Raw genomic sequence first — 21,796 nt, forward strand, 5'->3', positions numbered from 1 at the left:
CCACTTTTTTTTGAGAACACACTAATTGTATGAGCATATTACTGGAAAATCATATTGTTGAGCTTCTTCAAGAGCGAAATGACAAGGCCATTTCCCTCCTTTATGAACACTACGGGGATACCTTGTACGGGGTTGCCTACAAAGTAGTGCGCGATGAGGAATTGGCCCAGGATGTTGTACAGGAAAGTTTCATTAAAATTTGGAAGAAATCGGATTCTTACGACCCATCAAAAGCTAAATTGTTCACTTGGCTTTTTAGGATCACACGTAATACGGCCATAGACAAATTAAGAAGTGTAAACAACAAATCCGACAAGGAAATCCAAATGGACGTTTCGGACGTATATAAGCTAGGAACCGAAGGTATAATCCCTGACCTGATGGACGTTCAGGATAATTTGGACAAAATAGATTCCAAATATCAAATTGTATTGGACGCCCTATTTTTTCAAGGAATGACCCAGCAGGAGGCAAGCGAAGAATTGGACATACCGTTAGGCACCATTAAATCCAGATTAAAGATCGGACTTAGGGAATTAAAGAAGATATACGGTCCAACAATGGTCCTTGCGTGTTTTTTAAATTTATTTATGAATTAGAGCACCTCGATTAAGACTTGGACCCAACTATGAAATTTAGGTTGCGGCATAGCCTTCCCAAATTGTGCTACAAACAATAAAGCCATGAAAGAAAAGATTAAAATATTTTTGGAAACGGACCTCTTGGAAAACTATCTTGTGGGCACAACCTCCAAAGAGGAAAACCTACAGGTAGAGAGATATATTGCCATGTATCCCGAAGTTAGGAATACCTATATTGAGCTTCAGGAAAACCTGGAAATATTTGCCAAGTTACATGCCATTAAAACTCCGGAAGGCCTCAAGGAAAGAATTCAAACTAGGATCAAAAAGGAAAATTCCGGAAGAACAAAATTCTTTAGGTATGCCATTGCAGCCAGTTTTGCCGCCCTGCTCTTTGCAGGAGCATCGTATTTCTTTTGGAACCAGAACCAAAACTTGCAAGAGGAAAATGTTATTGTCAACAATAAGATCCAAAACTTGGAAAACAATATGCGTTTGCAGTTGGAGGATGTTAGGAACCAGTTTATTGTCCTTAACAATCCAAAAACGAAGCGACTTATGGTCAAGGGCAATAATAAGGCCAAGGAACTTAAGGCTGTGGCCTATGTTAATCCAGTAAAAAAGCTTTCCTATATCAACGTAAGCAAATTACCCAACCTACCGGAAAACCAATGCTACCAAATGTGGGCGGAGGTCAACGGGCAAATGCTAAACCTAGGTATAATAGAAGAGGCCAGCAATAGTGAAAAACTAATGGCCCTGCCCTATGGCGAAAATGCCATTGGATATATTACCATAGAACCAACAGGAGGTAATTCCAAGCCTACCGTAGAGAATATAGTGGCCAATATCGCCTATTAAACCGAAGACTTAAAGTAATCCCAATCCTTATTGGGAAGGATATAAATTTCATATCTTTGCACTAAATAATGCAGGATATGAAATTATTATTTTTAACAATAGGTCTATTGGCACTTGCCTTTGTGGGTATAGCAATAAAGATCTGGTCTAAAAAGGACGGTAAATTTGCGGGGACATGTGCTAGCCAGAGTCCGTTTTTAAATAAGGACGGGGAAGCATGCGGCTACTGCGGAAAACTTCCCACAGAACAGGACTGTAGGAAGGATTCCCTTACCCAATAGAAACCTGCCTATTATCACCCTTTACAAACGCTCATCTTGGACAAAACCGAAGAACCACTTCCCAACCTTATTGAAAAGGCCAAATTAGGCAATCAGATCGCCTTCAGTGCGTTATTGGATAGCTTTTGGAACGACGTCTACGGATTTCAATTGATCAGAACCCGAAATGAGAACGATGCCGAAGACATTACCATCCAGACTTTTTCGAAGGCTTTTGACAAAATACACACCTTTAACAAGGAGTATGAATTTAAGACATGGTTGATAGCCATTTCAAAAAATTTGCACATAGACCTCATCCGTAAAAGCAAAAGAAACGTCCTGCAAGGCAACGCTGAAAATAGCAGCGAAGCCATTAAAAAGGTCTTGGACGATGCCCCTTCCCCTGAGGACAGTTTAATTACGGAACAAAATTTAGCCGCTTTATTGGGCTACATAAAAAGACTTAAACCACATTACCAGGAAGTAATAAATCTAAGGTATTTCCAGGAGCTTCCCTATACCGAAATCGCCGAAAAATTGGGTGAACCGGTAAATAACGTTAAAGTAAAACTACTAAGGGCAAAAAGATTACTTGCGGAAATTATTAAAAACAATAATTAGGGCATATACTTCGGCCGGTCCTCCATGCACTACGCCTTATAAACTAACATTATTTTGAAGGGCGTTCCAGATAGATCATTGCATACCAATTCTTTGCCGTCATTTGGTATTTTAACAATCTCCCATTTCGTATATTTGTACAAAATCATAGTATGAGTATCGAAACTATAGACAGTGTCATCCCGCCAAAAGGCAAACCCAAATGGTTACGGGTCAAACTTCCGACGGGCAAAAAATACACCCAGTTAAGGGGATTGGTGGATAAATACAACCTTCATACCATATGCACCTCGGGCAGTTGCCCCAATATGGGCGAATGTTGGGGGGAAGGTACGGCCACCTTCATGATTTTAGGCAATATTTGCACCCGTTCCTGTGGCTTTTGCGGTGTAAAAACGGGGAGGCCGGAAGATGTAGATTGGGAAGAGCCTGAAAAAGTGGCCAGATCCATTAAAATAATGGAAATTAAGCATGCCGTAATTACTTCGGTAGATCGTGACGACCTAAAGGATATGGGTTCCATAATATGGGCCGAAACAGTGAAGGCCATTCGAAGAATGAACCCCACAACAACGCTGGAGACATTGATCCCCGATTTTCAAGGCATCACTACCCATTTGGATCGAATCCTAACCGTTGGGCCTGAAGTAGTTTCCCATAATATGGAAACCGTAAAACGATTAACAAGGGAGGTTCGCATACAGGCAAAATACGAAAGAAGTCTTGGTGTCCTTTCCTATTTAAAAGAGAATGGCGCCAACCGCACCAAGTCGGGAATAATGTTGGGACTTGGAGAAAGGGAAGAAGAAGTAATCAGGACCATGGAAGATCTTAGGACGGCCAATGTAGATGTGGTCACCATTGGCCAGTATCTGCAGCCTTCCAAAAAGCATTTACCTGTAAAGGAGTTTATTTTGCCGGACCAATTTAAGAAATATGAGGAAATAGGCCTTCAACTGGGCTTTAGACATGTAGAGAGCGGCGCTTTGGTCCGTTCCTCGTACAAGGCGCACAAACATATTAAGTAAGCATCCCTTACGCCCCAAAATTAGGATATAGATCCGTAATTGGGCGGATAAATTGGCTTTACCCTATTTATGAAACAAATCCATATTGGTATAAACGGCTTTGGTAGAATAGGCCGTACCCTATTTAGACTTCTTAGCGAGCAAACCCATTTAAAAGTGGTGGCCATAAACGATTTGGCGGATGCAGCCACATTGTCCCATTTATTAAAATACGATAGTATCCATGGGGTATTTCAAAAAGAAATATCCCACAGCGGAGATCATATAATGGTCGACAATAAAAAGATCGCCCTATTAAATTACAGTTCCCCCGTAAACATCCCATGGTCCGATCATAAGGTCGATATTGTTGTTGAGGCCACCGGGAAGTTCAAGGACAGGGCCATCTTGGAGCATCACCTTAAAAATGGGGCAAAAAAAGTTATTCTATGTGTACCCCCCAACGAAGAGGACATTCCTATGGTGGTATATGGAATAAACCACGAGACCCTTGTCCCAACAGATGACATCATTTCCAATGCTTCCTGTACCACGAACAATGCCGCACCCATGATCAAGGTAATTCAGGATCTTTGCGGGATAGAGCAGGCCTATATAACCACCATCCATTCCTACACCTCGGATCAAAGTCTACACGACCAGCCGCATAAGGACCTAAGGAGGGCAAGGGCGGCCTCCCAATCCATTGTCCCGACCACCACCGGAGCGGCCAAGGCCTTGACCAGAATATTTCCCGAACTATCGGAGGTTATCGGAGGCTGTGGCATACGGGTCCCAGTACCCAATGGCTCCTTGACCGACATCACTTTTAACGTAAAAAGACAAACTACCATAGAGGAAATTAACGATGCTTTTTTAGAAATATCGCAAAAAGAACTCAAAAACATTCTATATTACACAAAAGACCCTATAGTTTCTATTGATATAAACAATACTTATTACTCTTGTACGTTTGATTCTCTGATGACATCCGTAATCGGCAAAATGGTCAAAATTATCGGATGGTATGACAACGAAACCGGATACAGCAGTAGAATTGTGGATTTGATTAACTATATTATAAGTAAACGATACGTTTGAAACCTATATTCTTACATATAAATTTGAACAAAAGACTGTGGCTCCCAACGGTCCTTTTATTTTTTTACTTTAGTCTTTCATATACACAGGAAAACAAAGCTGCTGATAAGGATATAGCATATTATTTTGAAAGTGCGAGGGAATTGGGCAATAGGAATAAAATAGAACCCGCCCTAGTGGACTTGAACATTGCAATGGAGATTGCCTTTAAGAACAATGACCAAAAGGCCCTAATTGATACCTATCACAAATTTGCCATATTATATTTACGCCTGCAAAAGGATGATAGCGCGGAATATTATGCAGACAGATCCAAAGCCCTTTTAAAGGATATTTCCTATCCTTATGGAGAAGCTACCCACAGATATATAGATGCCATTATTGCCTATAGGGACGGCAAGAATTTCTTGGCCATCTCCATACTGAACGAGGCAAAACAGATCAATAATGACAGAAATCTACTGAACAACATTCTTTTTGTGGAGGGAACTATTTTCCAAAACCTGGAAAAATACGAAAGTGCCATAAAAAATTTCAATGCCCTGGCCGTAAATACGGACATCTACGAAAAGGACTATCTGGCCTCCAAAGCCCATATAAAATTGGCGGAGATCTACAATGACACCGAAAATTACGAAGAGAGCATTAAAAGTGCACAGAGTGCCCTAAAATTGGCCAAAACGAACAACTTTTATTTAGAAGTTATGGAGGCCAATAAACTACTTTCGGAGACCAACGAAAAACTTGGCCTATTTGAAGCTGCCCTATCCTATAACAGAAGTATAGTAAACATCAAGGACTCTATATTTACCCTCGAAAAAAGTTTAGCGGAAACCAAAACGGCAGAGAATATCCAAACCAAATTTATGAAGGATGAAATTGGTCGGCAGGAAGCCAAGATAGAAGAACTTAACCAATCCAAAAATAGAACGGAAATAACGGCTATATTGACGGCCGCCTTTTTAATAGTAATCTCCATATTGGCCATTTCACTTTACCGTAACAACCAGATCAAGTTAAAAACAAACGATCTACTGCACACCAAAAACAATGAATTACAGGCGGCAAGGGACGCTGCGGTAATGGCTATGGAGGCCAAAACCAATTTCCTATCCACGGTAAGCCACGAATTGCGAACACCACTTTATGCGGTTACCGGTCTAACCCATTTATTGCTGGAGGAGAACCCGAGTGAAAATCAGAAGGAACACCTAAAATCCTTGAAGTTTTCAGGGGACTACCTATTAAATTTTATCAATGACATTCTTCAGATCAACAAAATAGACGCCGATAAACTGGAAGCCCTGCAAATTGATTTCAATCTTAAAAAGATACTTTCCGAGGTCATTAATTCCCTACATCAAAGCGCAAAGGCCAACAAGACAAAAATTGTACTGGAATTTGATGAGGAAATTCCGTCCCACCTATTGGGCGATCCCCTTAAGCTTTCGCAAATTTTTATAAACCTTATCGGCAACGGAATAAAATTCACCAGGGGAGGACAGGTTACGGTCATAGTCAAGTTGGCAAAAAAAGTGGAGGAGAACCTAACCATTTATTTTGAAGTAAAGGACAATGGTATCGGTATTGATAAAGAAAGACAGCTTACCATTTTTGACAGCTTTGAACAGGGCTCCATCCAAATTAATAGGGAATATGGAGGTACCGGTCTGGGGCTGACCATTGTAAAAAGCCTGTTGGGCCTATTTGGCAGTAAAATTGGACTTAAGAGCGAAATAGGCGTAGGGAGTTCCTTTTTCTTTGAGTTGGACCTAAAGAGCAAGGACGATCTTATTGATGATATCCCCTTTGAAATTACCGAAGTGGAATACGATTTTGCAGGACTCCATATATTGATTGTGGAGGACAACAAAATCAACCAGGTAATTACAAAGAAAATGTTGAACAAAAAGGAAATAACCTGTGATATTGCCAACAACGGACTTGAAGCCGTGGCCATGGTCAGAAAAACGGATTACGACTGTATCCTAATGGATATCCATATGCCGGGAATAAGCGGTGAAGAGGCTACTATAGAAATAAGAAAGTTCAATAGGCTGGTACCGATCATAGCCCTTACGGCAATTTCCTTGGATGACAGTTTGGAAAGTTTTTATGCCGCCGGGTGTAACGACGTAGTTACCAAACCTTTTAAACCGGAGATATTCTATCAAAAAATAGGCGAGAACATCTTTAATGTGAAAAAAAAAATTGAGGCCTAAGGAATAGGGCTATCACCCAACAAATTTAACAGCACCTCTTCTCCCCTGTTCATAAACTGATGCCTTACCCCTATATAATAAAAGTTCTCCCCCTTGCCCTCCAACCTTACATAATCTTTTTCGGTAGTAAGCACTATCTCCCTATTATTGAACAAATCAATTTCCTTCTGCGTAAAAAAATGGTGGTCCGGATAGGCCAAATGTTCAAACACGATTCCTTGGGCGCTTAGGAAGCCCACCAACTGTTTCGGATCGGCTATCCCGGTCACCAAGGTCACTTTTTTATTTTTTAGTTCGGCCAAATCCATCTTCCCCATGCTACCCTTTAGCCATGTTTCATACTCCAAAAAACTAAAGACCACTTGCTGATTTGGGCCGGGATTCAATTTTCTCCGGATTATTTGTTGTTCTTCCACGCTTAATTGGGGAGGACACTTGGTAACTACAATTACATTGGCACGCTTTGCTTCGCGCTTGCTATCCCTTAAATTCCCGCTAGGTAAATACCAATCATCCACATATAATTTGGAATGGGCGGTCAATAGCACATATTGGTCACATCTTACTTTTCTATGCTGAAAGGCATCATCCAACAAAATAATACTCGGGCGGAAGGTTTCCACCAATGTGGAAATGCCATGCTGCCTGTCCGCATCTACCGCGATAAGGGCATCGGGGAATTTTTTATAGATCTGGAAGGGTTCGTCCCCCAGATCCTCTACACCTATACCGGGCCTGGCCAACAAATACCCTTTCGATTTTCGACCGTACCCCCTACTTAGGACCGCTATTTTATTTTGTTCATTTACCTTGGATAAAAAAAACTCTATCATAGGCGTTTTCCCGGTACCCCCCACACTTAGATTCCCCACACAAATGGTCTTGGTCCTAAAGGACTTGGAAGGCAATAGCCCTAAATCATATAGATAGTTGCGCAGGTATACCACCATGGCGTATATCAGGGAAATGGGAAAACCTAATTTTCTTAGTAGCTGCATTAGAACGAAAATATAATATTTTATCTTTGGAAGACCATAATTTTTAAAAATGATCATAAAACAAGTTATAGATACCCTGGAGGATTTGGCACCACTTGATTATGCCGAGGATTTTGACAATGTTGGACTTTTGGTGGGGAATGAAGATAATACGGTAAGCGGTATCCTGGTAACGCTGGACACTTTGGAAAATGTAGTAGAGGAAGCCATAGCCAAAAAATGCAACCTAATAGTTAGTTTCCACCCTATTATTTTTGGCGGATTAAAGAAAGTAACCGGTTCCAATTATGTACAAAGGGTGGTCATAAAGGCCATAAAGCACGATATAGCAATATACAGTATGCATACCGCCCTGGACAATAGCAATAAAGGGGTCAACGCCAAAATCTGTGAGGTCTTGGGGCTGGAAAATACAAGTATCCTAATCCCACAGAAAGGCACCATTAAAAAGTTGACGACCTATGTGCCCAAAGAGAACGCCAAGACCCTTAAAACCGCCCTGTTCCATGCCGGGGCAGGGAATATAGGCAATTATAGCCATTGCAGTTTTACGGTAGATGGCACTGGAAGTTATCAGGCCAATGAGGAGGCCAATCCCTATTTGGGAAAAATTGGGGAAACACATTATGAGGCCGAATCCCAGATAAGCATTACCTATGCCAGGGCGGATGAACAAAAAATTTTAAAAGCCCTTTTTAGCAACCATCCCTATGAGGAGATTGCCTACGAGCTACAAACTTTGGAAAATAAAAATCAAAATATTGGTATGGGCATGGTAGGAAATCTGGAAAAACCTATGGGCGAAGAGGATTTTTTTGAGTTTTTGAAGAAAAAAATGAACGTTTCCTGTATAAGACACTCCGATTTTCTTGGAAAAAAAATAAAAAAAGTGGCACTTTTGGGAGGAAGCGGCTCGTTTGCAATATCGGCCGCAATTGCCGTAAATGCTGATGTTTATGTAACATCGGATTTAAAATACCATCAATTCTATGAAGCGGAAGGCAGAATACTTTTGGCAGATATTGGGCACTATGAAACAGAGCAGTTTACAAAAAATCTCTTAGTTGATTATCTTACGAAAAAAATTCCTAATTTTGCAGTCTCTTTATCGGAGAGCAAAACAAATCCCATCAAGTATTTTTAAATATGGCAACAAAGACAGAAACAACAGTAGAAGAAAAGTTAAGAGCACTATACGATCTGCAATTAATTGATTCTAGAGTTGATGAGATAAGAAATGTTAGAGGGGAACTTCCTCTAGAAGTAGAAGATTTGGAAGACGAGGTTCTGGGCCTTAAAACTAGAATGGACAAGCTTAAAACCGATGTTGAAACCATTAACTACGAAATAGGCGCCAAGAAAAATCTTATTGACGAGGCCAAGGTCTTGATCAAAAAATATGCGGAACAACAAAAGAACGTCCGTAATAGCAGGGAGTTCAATTCTTTGACCAAAGAGGTGGAATTTCAGGAACTTGAAATTCAATTGGCCGATAAGAACATCAAAGAATTCAAAGCCCAAATAGAACAGAAAAAGGAGGTTATTGCTTCTACCAAAGAACGATTGACAGAAAGGGAACTGCACCTTAAGCACAAGAAAAGTGAATTGAACGCTATTCTGGCCGAAACGGAAAAGGAAGAAAAGGCGCTTTTGAAAAAATCGGAAGAATACCAATCCCAAATTGAAGACCGTTTGGTAAAGGCCTACAATAGAATCCGAAACAATGTAAAAAACGGTTTAGCAGTTGTTCCTATTGAAAGAGGCGCTTCAGGTGGATCTTTCTTTACCATTCCGCCACAGGTTCAGGTCGAGATTGCTTCCCGCAAAAAAATAATTAGCGACGAACACAGTGGAAGAATTTTGGTAGACCCTATCTTGGCCGAAGAGGAACAAGAGAAAATGCAAAAGCTTTTTTCTAAATTATAGAAAAACCTACCCATAAAAACAAAAGCCATCTTTTTAAGTTAAGATGGCTTTTGTTTTTCTATACTTCGTCATTTTTTCTCCCCCCCAGCAGACTTAGGATCCTTTGGTCTACCTCTTCACTATCCCAAATCCCTTCAATATTGGGCATCCGCATTATTTGCTTCATTATCTCTTCCTGGGCATCCCCATTGGCCAAAGCTTCCACATAGGGCTTATTGGAAAACGTAACCCGCGAGTAGGCAGGGATCCATTTGTCGGGATATTTTTTGGCAAAACGTTTTTCTATCTTTTTCTGTAGGATAAATTTGGGGTCGGCCGTCATACTGCTCATCTCCACAAAGTTCCTATAACTAAGCTCTGCTATGGCATCGGCATTGGGCTTACGTTCTTCTTGGTAGGTACTAAAAATTTGCTCCCAATTGTCCCCATATTTGGCAATAATCTTATTAAGGGCATAGATATCCTCAAAACCGGCATTCATTCCCTGGCCATAAAATGGTACAATGGCATGGGCGGAATCACCTACCAAAGCCACTTTATCACTATGCGTCCATGGGTAGCACTTAATGGTCACCAAAGCGCTGGTAGGGTTGTTGAAAAAATCCGTAGTCAGGTCTTCAATAACTGGGGCAACATCCGGGAAATAGGTGTTAAAGAAGCTTTTTGCCTCTTCTTTACTCTGTATCGCCTCAAAGGAAACCTCCCCTTCAAAGGGCAGGAAGAGGGTACAGGTAAAACTACCATCTATATTGGGCATGGCAATAAACATAAACTTCCCCCTTGGCCAAATGTGAAAGGAATGTTTGTCCAATTTATGGGTCCCATCCCCATTGGCCGGTATGGTAAGTTCCTTGTAGGCTACATCTATAAACTCCTGAACATAATCAAACCTACTTCTACGTTGCATTTTGTGCCTCACCCGGGAAAAAGCACCGTCACAGCCAAATACAATATCGTACCGATATTCCTTCCAATTCCCTTTCTCCGTTGCGCCGGTATATATTTTTCCTTCGGGAAGGTCTACATCCCACACCTTTTCGTTAAAACGAAAAACTACCCCTGCATCTTCGGCCAGATCTATCATCCTACGATTCAATATTCCACGGGAAATAGACCATATGGCCTCCCCTTCCTTCCCATATTTTTGGTAATACTCCGGTTTTCCGGCAACATGAATGGCACGTTTGTCCAAAGGAATGGCAATTTTCTTTACTTCATCCTCAACACCTACCTCCCTCAGAGCTGTCCAGCCCCTATTGCTCATTGCCAAATTGATGGATCTTCCGGAAAACTCGACATTTCGGATATCGGGCCGGCGATCGTATACCGTTATCCCGTGACCTAACTTCCGAAGGTAAATTGCCAATAGGGATCCTACCAATCCTGAACCGATAATAGCAATTTTTTTAGGAGTTTGTATCATACTGATTTAAATAGGGAAAAGTAATAAATGTAATAAAATAAAGTAACTTGTATAATAAGGGGACAATTACAACACCGCATATCGGCAATGCCCTTATCCAGGCACCGGACCTAAGCTTTGGCAAAAACACCTTTTTTTTTAAAAAATTCTTTCCAGAACATCCAAACAATACATTTATCTCGTATATATAACACATACCGCTTAGGCGTCCATATATAAAAAAGTCCTTCACATTAAGATTGTGAAGGACTTTTCCCTTTCTTTAATATGCCAATTATTCACAATTTTAAACAAGCTAGTATGGAATTATTTCAGAATTCCGTCTACAATACCATAGGTAAGGGACTCCTCTGCGTTCATCCAATAATCCCTATCAAAATCCTTCATGACCTTTTCAAAATCCTGACCACAGTTTTCCGCCAATATTTTGGCACTTAGTTCACGGGTCTTAATAATTTCTTTGGCCTGAATCTCTATGTTAGATGCCTGCCCCCTTGCGCCGCCGCTAGGCTGATGTATCATTACCTGGGCATGGGGCTGAATAAAACGTCTTCCCTTTTCCCCTACCGATAACAAAATGGACCCCATTGAAGCTGCCAAACCGGAGCATATGGTAGATACCGGACTCTTTAATGCCTTAATGGTATCGTATATGGCAAAACCGGAAGTAACATAACCTCCAGGACTATTAATGTACAATTGAATTTCTTTGTTGTTTTGCATATCCAAATACAACAAACGATCGATTACATGCTTAGCGGTATTATCATCTACCATTCCCCATAGAAATACTTTTCTTTCGCCCAACAATTTTTCGTCTATGGCCTCTTGTATCTTTCCTTTTTTTGAACTCATTTTTTAATTTCTTATTAAGTTTCAAAAATAATGAATTTATTGCGAATTATGGCAGCTAAATTATTGGCCCGTACGGATGGCTTCAAACAATGAACAATTAACAATGAGCAATGAGCAATGGATGCTGGATATTAGATTCTAGACATTAGACTTTGGATACTAGATTTTAGAATTGAGATATTTAGAAATGTGATACTGGATGCTAGATGCTAGACGTTAGACTTTGAACCTTGAACTTTCAACTTTGAACTTTTTCCCTGCCAACTGAAAACTATCCAAACCTCAATACTCAATACTATGTACTCCATTCTAAGTTGAACCTCGAACTTTAAACTGTTGTAAGTATAAGGATTTTGCCAAAAACCTTTTATCTTTGATAAAAACCGAACATGAAAAAATCAGTACTGGCCGTTATTTGCTTTACGCTTCTCCTTACCGGCTGTAAAACGGATAAAAAAACAGAAGTGGCCGCTCCAAAGGCGGAACTTTCCATATTGGACAAGGTGGCCAATGCACATGGCTTTGAAAAATTCCGAAATGTTAAGGAAATTGCCTTTACTTTCAATGTGGATCGCGCAGACAGTCATTCTGAGCGCAGTTGGGTGTGGAACACCATTACCAATAACATAACCTCCATCAACAAAGGGGATACCATTACGTACAACCGTAATACAATGGACAGTACGGCCACAAAACTGAACGGTGGTTTTATTAACGATAAATATTGGTTGATGGCCCCATTTAATCTGGTCTGGGACAAAAACAATATTACCTACGACCATAAAAGTGACGTGCCCGCCCCCATCAGCAATAACCCCATGCAAAAACTGACCATTGTTTATGGAAACGAAGGGGGCTATACTCCCGGCGATGCCTATGATTTTTATTTTGGGAACGACTATATGATAAAGGAATGGGTATTTAGAAGGTCCAATCAGCCAGAGCCTTCCCTTATCACGACCTGGGAAAATTATGTGGATATCAACGGCTTAAAAATTGCGGAGATGCACCAGAATGGGGACGGGAGTTTTAAGCTGTATTTTACCAACATTAAAGTCACTTCAAAAACCCCGTAAAATTTAGAGACTGTCCAAGCCCACTATTACCCTTTTTTTCTATGCATCCTTAAAATGGCCATAAGTACTATTATGGTGCATAGCAAAAGAATTATAAAGGTGTACTTCAGGGAATAGCTCTCGGCTACAAATCCCAGCACTACCGGACCGATCAAGAAGCCGGAATAGCCCGTACCGGCTATAAAGGATACCCCTTGGGAAGAATCCACCCCCTTTACGGTTCCCCCGATCCTAAAAAGCTCCGGAACAATTACGGAAAAGCCAAGTCCTATCAGCGCAAATCCAAGAATGGCCATATAGATATAGGTAGTAAGGACAAAAACAAAACCTACAATGGCAATAGAGGCCCCCAAGGCCACTATTTTAACAGGTCCTATGGCCGCACTAATACTATCTCCCAAGAACCGCCCCAAGGTCATCATTACGGAAAAGGCCAAAAACCCGGTACCTATCAATGATTCCGGGGCCATACTTATTTCCTGGAGAAACAATCCACTCCAATCCACGATGGCCCCCTCCCCTCCCATTACCACAAAGGAAATGATACCCAGGACCAAGAGCGGTCTAAATAGTTTAAGGCTAAAAGGTTCTTTTTCAACCGGGGACGCTATAATATGAATATAATGCCTATGGAAAATAAAATTGATCAGAAGTACCAAAATAACGGCATATAGCATATGTAAAGCCGGATTATTGATCGTAAATATCAAAAAACTGCCCAGGCCGGCAATTACGCCTCCCAAGCTAAAAAAACCATGGGAGGCCGACATAAAATTTTGTCGGTCTTCCTTTTCAATTTCTGTGACCAAGGTATTCATGGCAATATCGGTAAAGCCATTGCCGGCCCCCAATAAAAAAAGTCCGCCCATTAAAGAATAATAATTGGGCGCCAACAAGGGGAACAAAGCCGCCAAGCTGCTACAGATTATTCCATACCAGGTAGCCCTGCCCACCCCTAGCCGGTTAATGATTTTGGCAGCCACGGGAAAGACGATGAATACGCCCAAAGACAGGAAAAATAGGGCGATTCCCAAATCGGCCTTGTTGATGCCCAATTTTTCCTTGACAGCAGGAATATAAATAGCCCAGGTACCGAACAAAATATTAATACTGGCAAATACCCATGAAGGCGCAAAATATCTAGGGTTGGAAAGAATAAGACGAAGTGACTTCATAAAGGGGTCTGGCGGTTATAGTGCATTAAGGTTTGAGACCGGAAATTTAGCAATTAAAATGAAAAACGTAGGAGGTTCGTGCAACTAAACTTAACCCTTGGCCAAAATTCCCGATTTAAGAATCTGGCCAAAATTGTACATATCGGCAAAGGAACAATAAAAAGGCGCGGGAGCCAGACGAATTACATTGGGTTCGCGCCAATCGGTAATTACTCCGTTTTCCATTAGAAAGTGGAACAGGTCCTTTCCCTGACCGTGCAAAAATACGGAGAGTTGGCAGCCCCTATCCGGTGGGGTAATAATTTGGAAGGATCCTTCGGTCTCCTTATCTATCTCCTGAAGAATAAATTCCAAATAGGCCACAATGAAATTTCTTTTGGAAATCAGAGCCTCCATGCCTACTTCCTCGAACATTTCCAAAGAAGCCAGGTAAGGTGCCAAGGACAGCACGGAAGGATTGCTCACCTGCCATGCATCCGCATTTTCCATAGGTTCAAACTCTGGCTTCATTAAAAATCTGGTCTCTTTTTTAGCGCCCCACCAACCTTCAAACCTAGGAATATGGTTGTTATTTAGATGTATCTCATGAACAAAAATCCCAGAAGCGTTGCCGGGACCACTGTTCATATATTTATAACTGCACCAAGCGGCAAAATCAGCCCCCCAATCGTGTAGATTTAGGGCAACATTGCCCACTGCATGTGCCAAATCCCATCCTACGAATGCCCCCTGTGCCTTGGCCGCCCTGGTAATGGCCTCCATATTAAAGACCTGCCCATTGTAGTAATTAACTCCGCCTATGAGCACTACCGCCAGTTCCTCCCCAACCTCATTAATTTTATCGATAATATCCTGGGTATGCCAAAAATTTTCTCCCGGTCTTTTCCTGACTTCCACTATGGCGGTATTGGGGTCAAAACCATGAAATTTAACCTGACTGGCCAACATATATTGATCGGAAGGAAACGCTTTTTCCTCACAAATAATCTTAAATCTCCTTTGGGTAGGCCTGTAAAAGGAGACCATGAGCATGTGAAGGTTTACGGTCAAGGTATTCATTACGGAAACTTCTTGGGTCTTGGCCCCTACCACTTTGGCCAAGGGTGCTGCCAACCGCTCATGATAATCCCACCAAGGTTTTTCAGCATGGAAATGGCCTTCTACGGCCATATCCTTCCAATCCTTCATTATGGCGTCCACAAACTTTTGGGTACGTTTAGGCTGTAATCCGAGGGAATTCCCTGTAAAATAAATAACATCCTTGCCCTTTGTTTTGGGAAAATGGAATTCGTCGCGATATTTCCTTAGAGGATCCACTTTATCCAATTCCTGGGCGAACGCTAACGAATTTTTAAATTCCATATCAAAAAATTTATGCAAAAATACAATTTACGAACCAAACTTTTAGGCAATAGGCAATAGGCAATAGGCAATAGGCAATAGGCAATAGGCAATAGGCAATAGGCAATAGGCAAAAAAACGGATTTCATTTTTTAGACCTCAGCCGGAACTGCTGAAAAACGTTAGACGCATCCTAAATATAGCCTAACCGTAGTTTCCTTTTCAAAGGACAACAGAAAATTTAAATCGGCCAAAGTGACCTTTCTAACAGTATATTGTTGCATGATGATTATATTTGAACGCTTAAATATACAAAGTAATACCAATGCACTTTTTATCTCCCATCCTGGAACAATATATTAGCGACCACTCCCAATCGGAACCCGAACTACTTCAAAGACTTACTCGGGAAACCCATTTAAAGGTACTTCAACCTAGGATGATTACCGGGCATTTCCAAGGTAGGGTATTGAGCCTTTTATCCAAAATAATTTCCCCAAAACATATTTTGGAAATAGGCACCTATACCGGTTACTCTGCCCTTTGCCTTGCCGAAGGCCTGCAAAAGAAGGGAACACTGCACACTATTGATATTAATGCAGAACTCCATGCCATGCAACGGCGGTATTTTGACGAAAGTGGTTATGGGCCACAAATTGTACAGCATACCGGTGATGCCCTGGAAATAATACCTCAGCTGGAAGAAGTTTTTGATATTGTTTTTATTGATGCAGAAAAAACAAGTTACGACCACTACTTTGAGACTGCCTTAAAAAAATGTCGCTCCGGCAGTGTAATCCTATCGGACAATGTTCTGTGGTCCGGGAAGGTTGTGGAGCCCTTGGAACCCAAGGACAGGGCTACCAGAATATTGCTCGAATACAATAAAAAATTGAGGAACGACCCCAGGGTAGAAACCGTATTGTTGCCCATTAGGGACGGACTAACACTGAGCAGGGTGTTGTAATACCTCCCCCTTGCCCATTTGGACCTCCCCCTAACCCCCTCCCAAGGAGGGGGAATTGTTTTTTGCACCAATACAATCCTAAGGAACAACATCACCTCCCCTTGAGGGAGGGTTAGGGAGGAGACCCTTTCCCCTAATTTGTCCGTTCCATTTTATGGTACAATCGGTGGAAAAAAATCGCGAAGAAAATTCCCGCCAAAGCACCTACGATCAGGTCCAACGGATAATGTACGCCCACATAAATGCGACTTAAGGCAAATAATAAGGGCCAAATATAGAAGAGCCAGGACCATTTCCATTTATTCTTAAGAAATAGAAAAACACTGGTAGTAATACTAAACGAACTGGAAGAATGGCCAGAAAAAAAACTATATCCGTCCGGACTTTTAAGGATCCGGATCAAGGTATTGATTTCCTCCGTATTGTTTGGTCTTAAACGGGCCACCCATTCCTTGACCAAATAGGTGGTCATCCCCACAACGATCAAGGTGATCAGCACCGTTCCCAACACCCAAAAGGCTTCCTTTTTAGGATATGCCTTAAAAATAAGCACTATAAATAAAATAAATAAGGGGATCCAAGTACTGAAATTGGTAACGTAAGACCAAAAGACATCATGATTTTCGATGCCCAAACTGTTCAAATAGATAAAGGTATCACGGTCCCACTGTAACAGTTGGTCCAGCATATTACTTTCTTTTGACTACGCCGGTTACCTCATCAACGTTCTGCTTTACTTTATTGATCTCGTTCTTGATATCATCCGTAAAGCTGGTGTCTATACCCTGTTTTTCGGCACTTTTCTGTATCTCCTTCTTAATATCCTCTGTGGCATCCTTCAGTTGTCGCATGCCCTTTCCCAATCCCTTGGCTATGCCAGGAATTTTATCGGCGCCAAAAACCATTACCACGATAAACATGATAAAAAAGATTTCCCCCCCGCTAATGAATAGAATTATCGTACTTAACATAACACAAATATAATGAGAAGTTTGACAGGGACATAAAAAATATGGTTAACTTTTTATAGCCTTCGCATACCCCATAGAACAAAACTAAAACAGTAGCTAAACCCATCAAAACAAGCCAAATACCATTAAATTTCGGAATAACAGGATACTTCCTTATCGTGAGTTCGAAATAAAAAAATTATCAACACATTGATTTAGCGTAAATTAAAATAAATGCTACGGTCCCCTCGAGACCCAAGAAATTTCATTTTTCAAGCGGATAAAATGACATAATTTCAAAAAGTTTATTTTGGGTTACATATTAAATATGGTATAGGTAGAGAGAGATATTTATAGGTTTCTGTTAAAAATTGAAGATTTCAAGGTCGTCATTTCGAATGCATATGAGAAACCGAAGGTTCAGCGAAGCTAAACCGAAGGTTCACAAATACCCCTAAAATAATATTGCATGAGCTAAATCGCACCTCCAGCTCCCGGCCAGTATTTGTGACTTCTCGTCGTCCCGAAAAGGGACTCTGTCGAAGTGACTAACGTTACCGAATTCATATCATTCATATTGAGGCTCTTAATAAACACGTCAATGGTAGCCTGCCCTTGCCGTTCAGGCGGGCGGAGTCGAGAGGTTATTGGACTGTAACCTATTTACAGTGAGGCCTTGATCCCCGCCCGAACGGACCGTTCGGTACGGGCGGGCGCTCGACCGGACAGATGTCATATAAACATCTGATTTTTAATAAAATATATATCGAACTCACGTTTCCTTTTGATTAGGACTTCAACAGAAAAACCTGCAAAAACCAAAACCCCGATACCAAATAGACCGTTAGGCAATCCGGTATCGGAGCATTATTTTGGATAACATTTGTGACGTAGAATTAATTTAGGGCCAATTCCAATTTAAGGTCAAAACAAATTGTATAAACTTTATAGTACAAGACAAAAATCGTCATAACAAGGTATCTCGGAAAATCCGTTTTACCCCAAACCCTAAAGCCCGCCTGTCCGGTAGGCAGGGGTGCTTGATTTTCCTCGATTCCCCCCTTTAGGGTCGGGGTCTAAAATCGAGGAAAATCATGCGGAATTGAATTTTGTCATGTACTAAGAAAAACCTTATTTCCCCTTTATATTCTCCTTAAAGATCTCAAAGTCGGATTTCACCTCTTGGGCGGGCCATGAATTATTGGTAGTATCTATATCTGCTGTTTCCGCTTTCGGATCTACCATAATTCCTACCAATTCCTTGGCAGAAGCAACCACCCTTTTTACCTCCTGGTCATTTTTCCTCCATATTTCCGGTGGGTAGGTAACATTTTCCTTAGTACCATCGGCATAGGTATATTCTACGATCAATGGCATAGGTATACCTCCCGGTTTGTTAAAAGTAACCTCATAGAAATATTTGGGTTCCTTAATCGCATTTCTCTCGGCCACGGACAAATTGTCCATCATAAACTCTTTTAGGGTTTTGGAATTTTCCGATGGGGCCTTTCCCTTTAAGTTGGCATCGGCATCCTCCGATTCCTCTTCCTCCAAATAGACCAAGGGAGGCAAATCCTCTTCCTTAATATTCCTTGCCGCCATTATTTCCCGCATTTGTTTGGAAGGCTTGTCCGACACATAATATTTCTTTACTCCCTTAACCCCAATATCCACATAATCCGTAGTATAGAACCAACTTCTCCAATACCAATCCAAATCTACGGCAGAGGCATCCTCCATGGTCCTAAAGAAATCTTCCGGGGACGGATGCTTAAACATCCATCGTTTTGCATAGGTTTTAAAGGCGTGATCGAACAATTCCCTTCCCATTACGGTCTCCCTAAGAATATTTAAGGCGGTGGCAGGTTTTGCATAGGCATTGTTCCCCAATTGATATACATTCTCCGGATTGGACATAATTGGCGCTATGGTACTTTGATCGCCGGACATATAGGGTATTATCTTGGATGCCTCCCCCCTCCCGGAAGGGTATTTGCTATTTGGGGCAATGGCCTCGGGAAAGGCAACGCCAAATTCCTGCTCTGCCATATACTGCATAAAGGTATCCAAGCCTTCATCCATCCAACCCCATTGGCGCTCATCGGAATTAACGATCATAGGGAAAAAGTTGTGCCCCACCTCGTGGATAATTACCGAAATCATACCATATTTCACCCTATCCGAGTAGGTACCGTCCTCATTGGGCCTCCCGTAGTTCCAGCAGATCATAGGATATTCCATTCCCTGATTCTTGGCGTGGACCGATATGGCCTTGGGATAGGGATAATCAAAAGTATGGGCCGAATAGGATTTCAACGTATGCACAACCGCCTTGGTAGAATACTCCTCCCATAACGGATTGCCTTCCTTTGGATACATGGAAATGGCCATGACATCCCTATTGCCTATTTTAACGGCCTGCATATCATAAATAAACTTACGGGAACTGGCAAAACCAAAATCCCTTACATTTTCAGCCTTAAGCTTCCATGTTTTCTTCTTGTCCGAAAACCCTTTCTCCGCTTCTTCGGCCTCGGCCTGACTCACTATGATTACAGGTTTGTCATAGGACTTTTTTGCCTTCTCGTACCGACTTAGCATTTCTTTGGAAAATACTTCCTTCATGTTCTGAAGCTCTCCCGTACCGTCCAAAATATGATCGGCCGGAACGGTAATATTTACCTCGTAATTACCGAAGGGAAGGGCAAACTCCCCACTGCCCCAGAACTGATGGTTCTGCCAGCCTTCTATATCGCTATAGACCGCCATTCTCGGGAAGAACTGTGCAATTACATAGGCCCTGTTACCGTCCTTTGGAAAATATTCATATCCGGAACGTGCCCTATTAACGGTATGGTCCGGAATATTGTACCACCACTTTATGGAAAAAGATACCTGCCCCTTACTTTTTAAAACTTCGGGCAGGTCTATCCGCATCATGGTCTGGTTAATGGTATAGGGCAAGGCCTTTCCGTTGGCGTCCCTAACATATTCTATATTGAATCCGCCATCAAAAGGCGCTGTCATATATTTATTGGCAAAACTGGCCACCGGCTCGGCCACCGGCACGCCCTCATCATCGCGCAAGGGCGATTTGGAAGTTTTGGAACGTACGTTCTGATCCAATTGCACCCACAAAAACGAAAGGTCATCGGGCGAATTGTTGGTATAGGTTATGGTTTCCGAACCGTAAATCCTGGCATTTTTATCATCCAGCTCAATATCCATTTTATAATCTGCCTGCTGCTGATAATAATCCGGCCCTGGAGCCCCTGAGGCCGACCTATAGGTGTTCGGGGTAGCAAACTCTTCATAAAGCTGCTTAAATTTACTCTGGTTTAGATGTCCGGGTTCCCGTTCGTTCTTTACTTCTTCCTGGGCCACCGTCACGGCCGCACAAAGGAATAATAGTGAAGCAAAAACATGTTTCATTCCAATCATATTTGATATTGATTTTTTAGCGCAGAAATTTAACAATTATATAATGGATTGTTTTAAATTATTTTAACTTTAACATTCCTTTATTATTCCCACGGATAAGTACAAAGCTCTTCTTCTGATTCCCTAGTCTAAAGTGGACCACATTTTTCTGTTCCTCAAAAATATCCATGAGTACCTCGTTCCTTAAGGAAATGGTGGAGGTGGTTTCCAAACTAATTTCAGGAACCTCCACATAACAGATCATAATGTCGTTGTCATACACTTTCCCCAAGAAATCATAATCCACCTGCTTACCGTTGATTTCAACAATAAACTTTTCCTTTAAATACTTTTCTATATAGGTATCGGCCATTGCAGACTCCTCTTTGCTGGCCAAATTGCCCTCAATGCCATACCTCTCCAGTAAAACCTTTTCAAAATCGTCTATAAATATCCTGGTCGTAAGTTGAATTGCCCTATACCGGTCCGAGTATTCCACACTGGTTACACTGAGGTAGAATTTATGGGCCACCGTGAACGCCAGCAGCGGCAACAATAGTATTAAAAGAGTCTTCTTTATTGGTTGCATGATTTTCTTTATCCGTCAAAAATAAGCAATGACTGTGCCATTTGCATGACTATTAATGTGAAAAATAGATGTTAGATGTTAGAATTGAGATACTAGATTTTAGACATTAGACATAGACATCAGACTTTTGAACATTCAACTTTAAACTTTATAACTTTAAACTTTATAACTTTGAACTTTTTCCTGCCCACTGCTACTGCCGACTGAAAACTGTCACTGCCAACTCCACTTAATTAGGTCTCGATCCCCGCCCGAACGGACCGTTCGGTACGGGCGGGCGCTCGACCGGACAACTTTCAACTTTCAACTTTATAACTTTCAACATTCTAACTTTCAACCCGGCTACTGCCCCCTGAAAACTATTCAATCTCAATACTCAATACTATGTACTCAATTCTAAGCCAAACTTTAAACTTTGAA

20 protein-coding genes are annotated in these 21,796 nt (G+C 41.4%); 11 read left to right on the forward strand and 9 right to left on the reverse strand.

Features of this window, described 5'->3' with window-relative positions:
* The first annotated feature begins 29 nt into the window (after positions 1-29).
* The 7 genes from D0S24_RS11180 to D0S24_RS11210 all read left to right on the forward strand — a co-directional run bounded on the left by D0S24_RS11180 (position 30) and on the right by D0S24_RS11210 (position 6,656).
* A complete protein-coding gene (locus D0S24_RS11180; protein ID WP_117019961.1) occupies positions 30-599 on the forward strand; it encodes an RNA polymerase sigma factor in 570 nt (189 codons plus the stop codon).
* Between the two features lie 84 nt (positions 600-683).
* Complete coding sequence (locus tag D0S24_RS11185; RefSeq protein ID WP_117019962.1) at positions 684-1,442, forward strand: anti-sigma factor domain-containing protein; 759 nt, start codon at positions 684-686, stop codon at positions 1,440-1,442.
* Between the two features lie 77 nt (positions 1,443-1,519).
* Positions 1,520-1,723, forward strand: a complete 204-nt coding sequence (locus D0S24_RS11190; RefSeq protein WP_117020234.1) for a membrane or secreted protein — start codon at positions 1,520-1,522, stop codon at positions 1,721-1,723.
* A 36-nt stretch (positions 1,724-1,759) separates the two neighbouring features.
* Positions 1,760-2,326, forward strand: a complete 567-nt coding sequence (locus D0S24_RS11195; protein ID WP_117019963.1) for an RNA polymerase sigma factor — start codon at positions 1,760-1,762, stop codon at positions 2,324-2,326.
* Positions 2,327-2,478: 152 nt separating this feature from the next.
* Positions 2,479-3,354 carry a lipoyl synthase gene (lipA, locus tag D0S24_RS11200; protein ID WP_117019964.1) on the forward strand — a complete coding sequence of 292 codons (876 nt, stop codon included), beginning with the start codon at positions 2,479-2,481 and terminating at the stop codon, positions 3,352-3,354.
* A 69-nt stretch (positions 3,355-3,423) separates the two neighbouring features.
* Positions 3,424-4,434 (forward strand): type I glyceraldehyde-3-phosphate dehydrogenase, encoded by a 1,011-nt coding sequence (gap, locus tag D0S24_RS11205; protein WP_117019965.1) that lies wholly within the window; start codon positions 3,424-3,426, stop codon positions 4,432-4,434.
* A gap of 23 nt (positions 4,435-4,457) precedes the next feature.
* A complete protein-coding gene (locus D0S24_RS11210; RefSeq protein ID WP_251795771.1) occupies positions 4,458-6,656 on the forward strand; it encodes a response regulator in 2,199 nt (732 codons plus the stop codon).
* Here D0S24_RS11210 and lpxK read toward each other — a convergent pair.
* Positions 6,653-7,654 (reverse strand): tetraacyldisaccharide 4'-kinase, encoded by a 1,002-nt coding sequence (gene lpxK / locus D0S24_RS11215; protein WP_117020235.1) that lies wholly within the window; start codon positions 7,652-7,654, stop codon positions 6,653-6,655. The genes D0S24_RS11210 and lpxK overlap by 4 nt on opposite strands.
* A 49-nt stretch (positions 7,655-7,703) precedes the next feature.
* On the opposite strand from lpxK, the gene D0S24_RS11220 reads away from it, so the two are divergent.
* Together D0S24_RS11220 and D0S24_RS11225 are read left to right on the forward strand one after the other, a co-directional pair.
* Complete coding sequence (locus tag D0S24_RS11220; RefSeq protein WP_117019967.1) at positions 7,704-8,798, forward strand: Nif3-like dinuclear metal center hexameric protein; 1,095 nt, start codon at positions 7,704-7,706, stop codon at positions 8,796-8,798.
* 2 nt (positions 8,799-8,800) lie between these two features.
* The gene (locus tag D0S24_RS11225) at positions 8,801-9,580 is read left to right on the forward strand and encodes a zinc ribbon domain-containing protein (RefSeq protein WP_117019968.1); all 780 of its coding nucleotides are present in this window, start codon (positions 8,801-8,803) and stop codon (positions 9,578-9,580) included.
* Between the two features lie 58 nt (positions 9,581-9,638).
* Here the strand turns inward: D0S24_RS11225 and D0S24_RS11230 are convergent, their stop codons facing one another.
* Both D0S24_RS11230 and D0S24_RS11240 read right to left on the reverse strand, forming a co-directional pair.
* Positions 9,639-11,003: an NAD(P)/FAD-dependent oxidoreductase gene (locus tag D0S24_RS11230; RefSeq protein ID WP_117019969.1), complete on the reverse strand. Its 1,365-nt coding sequence runs from the start codon at positions 11,001-11,003 to the stop codon at positions 9,639-9,641.
* A gap of 306 nt (positions 11,004-11,309) precedes the next feature.
* On the reverse strand, positions 11,310-11,858 hold the full coding sequence (locus tag D0S24_RS11240; RefSeq protein ID WP_117019971.1) for a ClpP family protease: 549 nt from the start codon (positions 11,856-11,858) through the stop codon (positions 11,310-11,312).
* 389 nt (positions 11,859-12,247) lie between these two features.
* On the opposite strand from D0S24_RS11240, the gene D0S24_RS11245 reads away from it, so the two are divergent.
* Positions 12,248-12,934, forward strand: a complete 687-nt coding sequence (locus tag D0S24_RS11245) for a hypothetical protein (RefSeq protein WP_117019972.1) — start codon at positions 12,248-12,250, stop codon at positions 12,932-12,934.
* A 26-nt stretch (positions 12,935-12,960) separates the two neighbouring features.
* On the opposite strand, the gene D0S24_RS11250 is transcribed toward D0S24_RS11245, so the two are convergent.
* Together D0S24_RS11250 and kynU are read right to left on the reverse strand one after the other, a co-directional pair.
* Positions 12,961-14,109, reverse strand: coding sequence for an MFS transporter (locus D0S24_RS11250; protein ID WP_117019973.1), 1,149 nt, complete (start codon positions 14,107-14,109; stop codon positions 12,961-12,963).
* 90 nt (positions 14,110-14,199) lie between these two features.
* Positions 14,200-15,471, reverse strand: a complete 1,272-nt coding sequence (kynU, locus tag D0S24_RS11255) for a kynureninase (protein WP_117019974.1) — start codon at positions 15,469-15,471, stop codon at positions 14,200-14,202.
* Positions 15,472-15,775: 304 nt separating this feature from the next.
* Between kynU and D0S24_RS11260 the strand changes: the two genes are divergently transcribed.
* Positions 15,776-16,417, forward strand: coding sequence for an O-methyltransferase (locus tag D0S24_RS11260; RefSeq protein WP_117019975.1), 642 nt, complete (start codon positions 15,776-15,778; stop codon positions 16,415-16,417).
* A 133-nt stretch (positions 16,418-16,550) separates the two neighbouring features.
* Here the strand turns inward: D0S24_RS11260 and D0S24_RS11265 are convergent, their stop codons facing one another.
* From D0S24_RS11265 to D0S24_RS11280, 4 genes are all read right to left on the reverse strand, one after another.
* On the reverse strand, positions 16,551-17,105 hold the full coding sequence (locus D0S24_RS11265) for a phosphatase PAP2 family protein (protein WP_117019976.1): 555 nt from the start codon (positions 17,103-17,105) through the stop codon (positions 16,551-16,553).
* A gap of 1 nt (position 17,106) precedes the next feature.
* Positions 17,107-17,388, reverse strand: coding sequence for a twin-arginine translocase TatA/TatE family subunit (locus tag D0S24_RS11270; RefSeq protein ID WP_072863443.1), 282 nt, complete (start codon positions 17,386-17,388; stop codon positions 17,107-17,109).
* A gap of 1,110 nt (positions 17,389-18,498) precedes the next feature.
* Positions 18,499-20,799, reverse strand: coding sequence for a M1 family metallopeptidase (locus tag D0S24_RS11275; protein ID WP_408912546.1), 2,301 nt, complete (start codon positions 20,797-20,799; stop codon positions 18,499-18,501).
* Between the two features lie 67 nt (positions 20,800-20,866).
* Positions 20,867-21,376: a DUF6702 family protein gene (locus tag D0S24_RS11280; protein ID WP_117019978.1), complete on the reverse strand. Its 510-nt coding sequence runs from the start codon at positions 21,374-21,376 to the stop codon at positions 20,867-20,869.
* Positions 21,377-21,796: the final 420 nt, after the last annotated feature.

This window comes from Arenibacter sp. P308M17 (assembly GCF_003426735.1).
Classification (GTDB): Bacteria; Bacteroidota; Bacteroidia; order Flavobacteriales; family Flavobacteriaceae; genus Arenibacter.

Bases quoted from the DNA above. Each gene is read 5' to 3' on its own strand.
- D0S24_RS11180 (WP_117019961.1), top strand. From the start codon at position 30: ATGAGCATATTACTGGAAAATCATATTGTTGAGCTTCTTCAAGAGCGA.
- D0S24_RS11185 (WP_117019962.1), top strand. From the start codon at position 684: ATGAAAGAAAAGATTAAAATATTTTTGGAAACGGACCTCTTGGAAAAC.
- D0S24_RS11190 (WP_117020234.1), top strand. From the start codon at position 1,520: ATGAAATTATTATTTTTAACAATAGGTCTATTGGCACTTGCCTTTGTG.
- lipA (WP_117019964.1), top strand. From the start codon at position 2,479: ATGAGTATCGAAACTATAGACAGTGTCATCCCGCCAAAAGGCAAACCC.
- gap (WP_117019965.1), top strand. From the start codon at position 3,424: ATGAAACAAATCCATATTGGTATAAACGGCTTTGGTAGAATAGGCCGT.
- lpxK (WP_117020235.1), bottom strand. From the start codon at position 7,654: ATGCAGCTACTAAGAAAATTAGGTTTTCCCATTTCCCTGATATACGCC.
- D0S24_RS11220 (WP_117019967.1), top strand. From the start codon at position 7,704: ATGATCATAAAACAAGTTATAGATACCCTGGAGGATTTGGCACCACTT.
- D0S24_RS11225 (WP_117019968.1), top strand. From the start codon at position 8,801: ATGGCAACAAAGACAGAAACAACAGTAGAAGAAAAGTTAAGAGCACTA.
- D0S24_RS11230 (WP_117019969.1), bottom strand. From the start codon at position 11,003: ATGATACAAACTCCTAAAAAAATTGCTATTATCGGTTCAGGATTGGTA.
- D0S24_RS11240 (WP_117019971.1), bottom strand. From the start codon at position 11,858: ATGAGTTCAAAAAAAGGAAAGATACAAGAGGCCATAGACGAAAAATTG.
- D0S24_RS11245 (WP_117019972.1), top strand. From the start codon at position 12,248: ATGAAAAAATCAGTACTGGCCGTTATTTGCTTTACGCTTCTCCTTACC.
- D0S24_RS11250 (WP_117019973.1), bottom strand. From the start codon at position 14,109: ATGAAGTCACTTCGTCTTATTCTTTCCAACCCTAGATATTTTGCGCCT.
- kynU (WP_117019974.1), bottom strand. From the start codon at position 15,471: ATGGAATTTAAAAATTCGTTAGCGTTCGCCCAGGAATTGGATAAAGTG.
- D0S24_RS11260 (WP_117019975.1), top strand. From the start codon at position 15,776: ATGCACTTTTTATCTCCCATCCTGGAACAATATATTAGCGACCACTCC.
- D0S24_RS11265 (WP_117019976.1), bottom strand. From the start codon at position 17,105: ATGCTGGACCAACTGTTACAGTGGGACCGTGATACCTTTATCTATTTG.
- D0S24_RS11270 (WP_072863443.1), bottom strand. From the start codon at position 17,388: ATGTTAAGTACGATAATTCTATTCATTAGCGGGGGGGAAATCTTTTTT.
- D0S24_RS11275 (WP_408912546.1), bottom strand. From the start codon at position 20,799: ATGAAACATGTTTTTGCTTCACTATTATTCCTTTGTGCGGCCGTGACG.
- D0S24_RS11280 (WP_117019978.1), bottom strand. From the start codon at position 21,376: ATGCAACCAATAAAGAAGACTCTTTTAATACTATTGTTGCCGCTGCTG.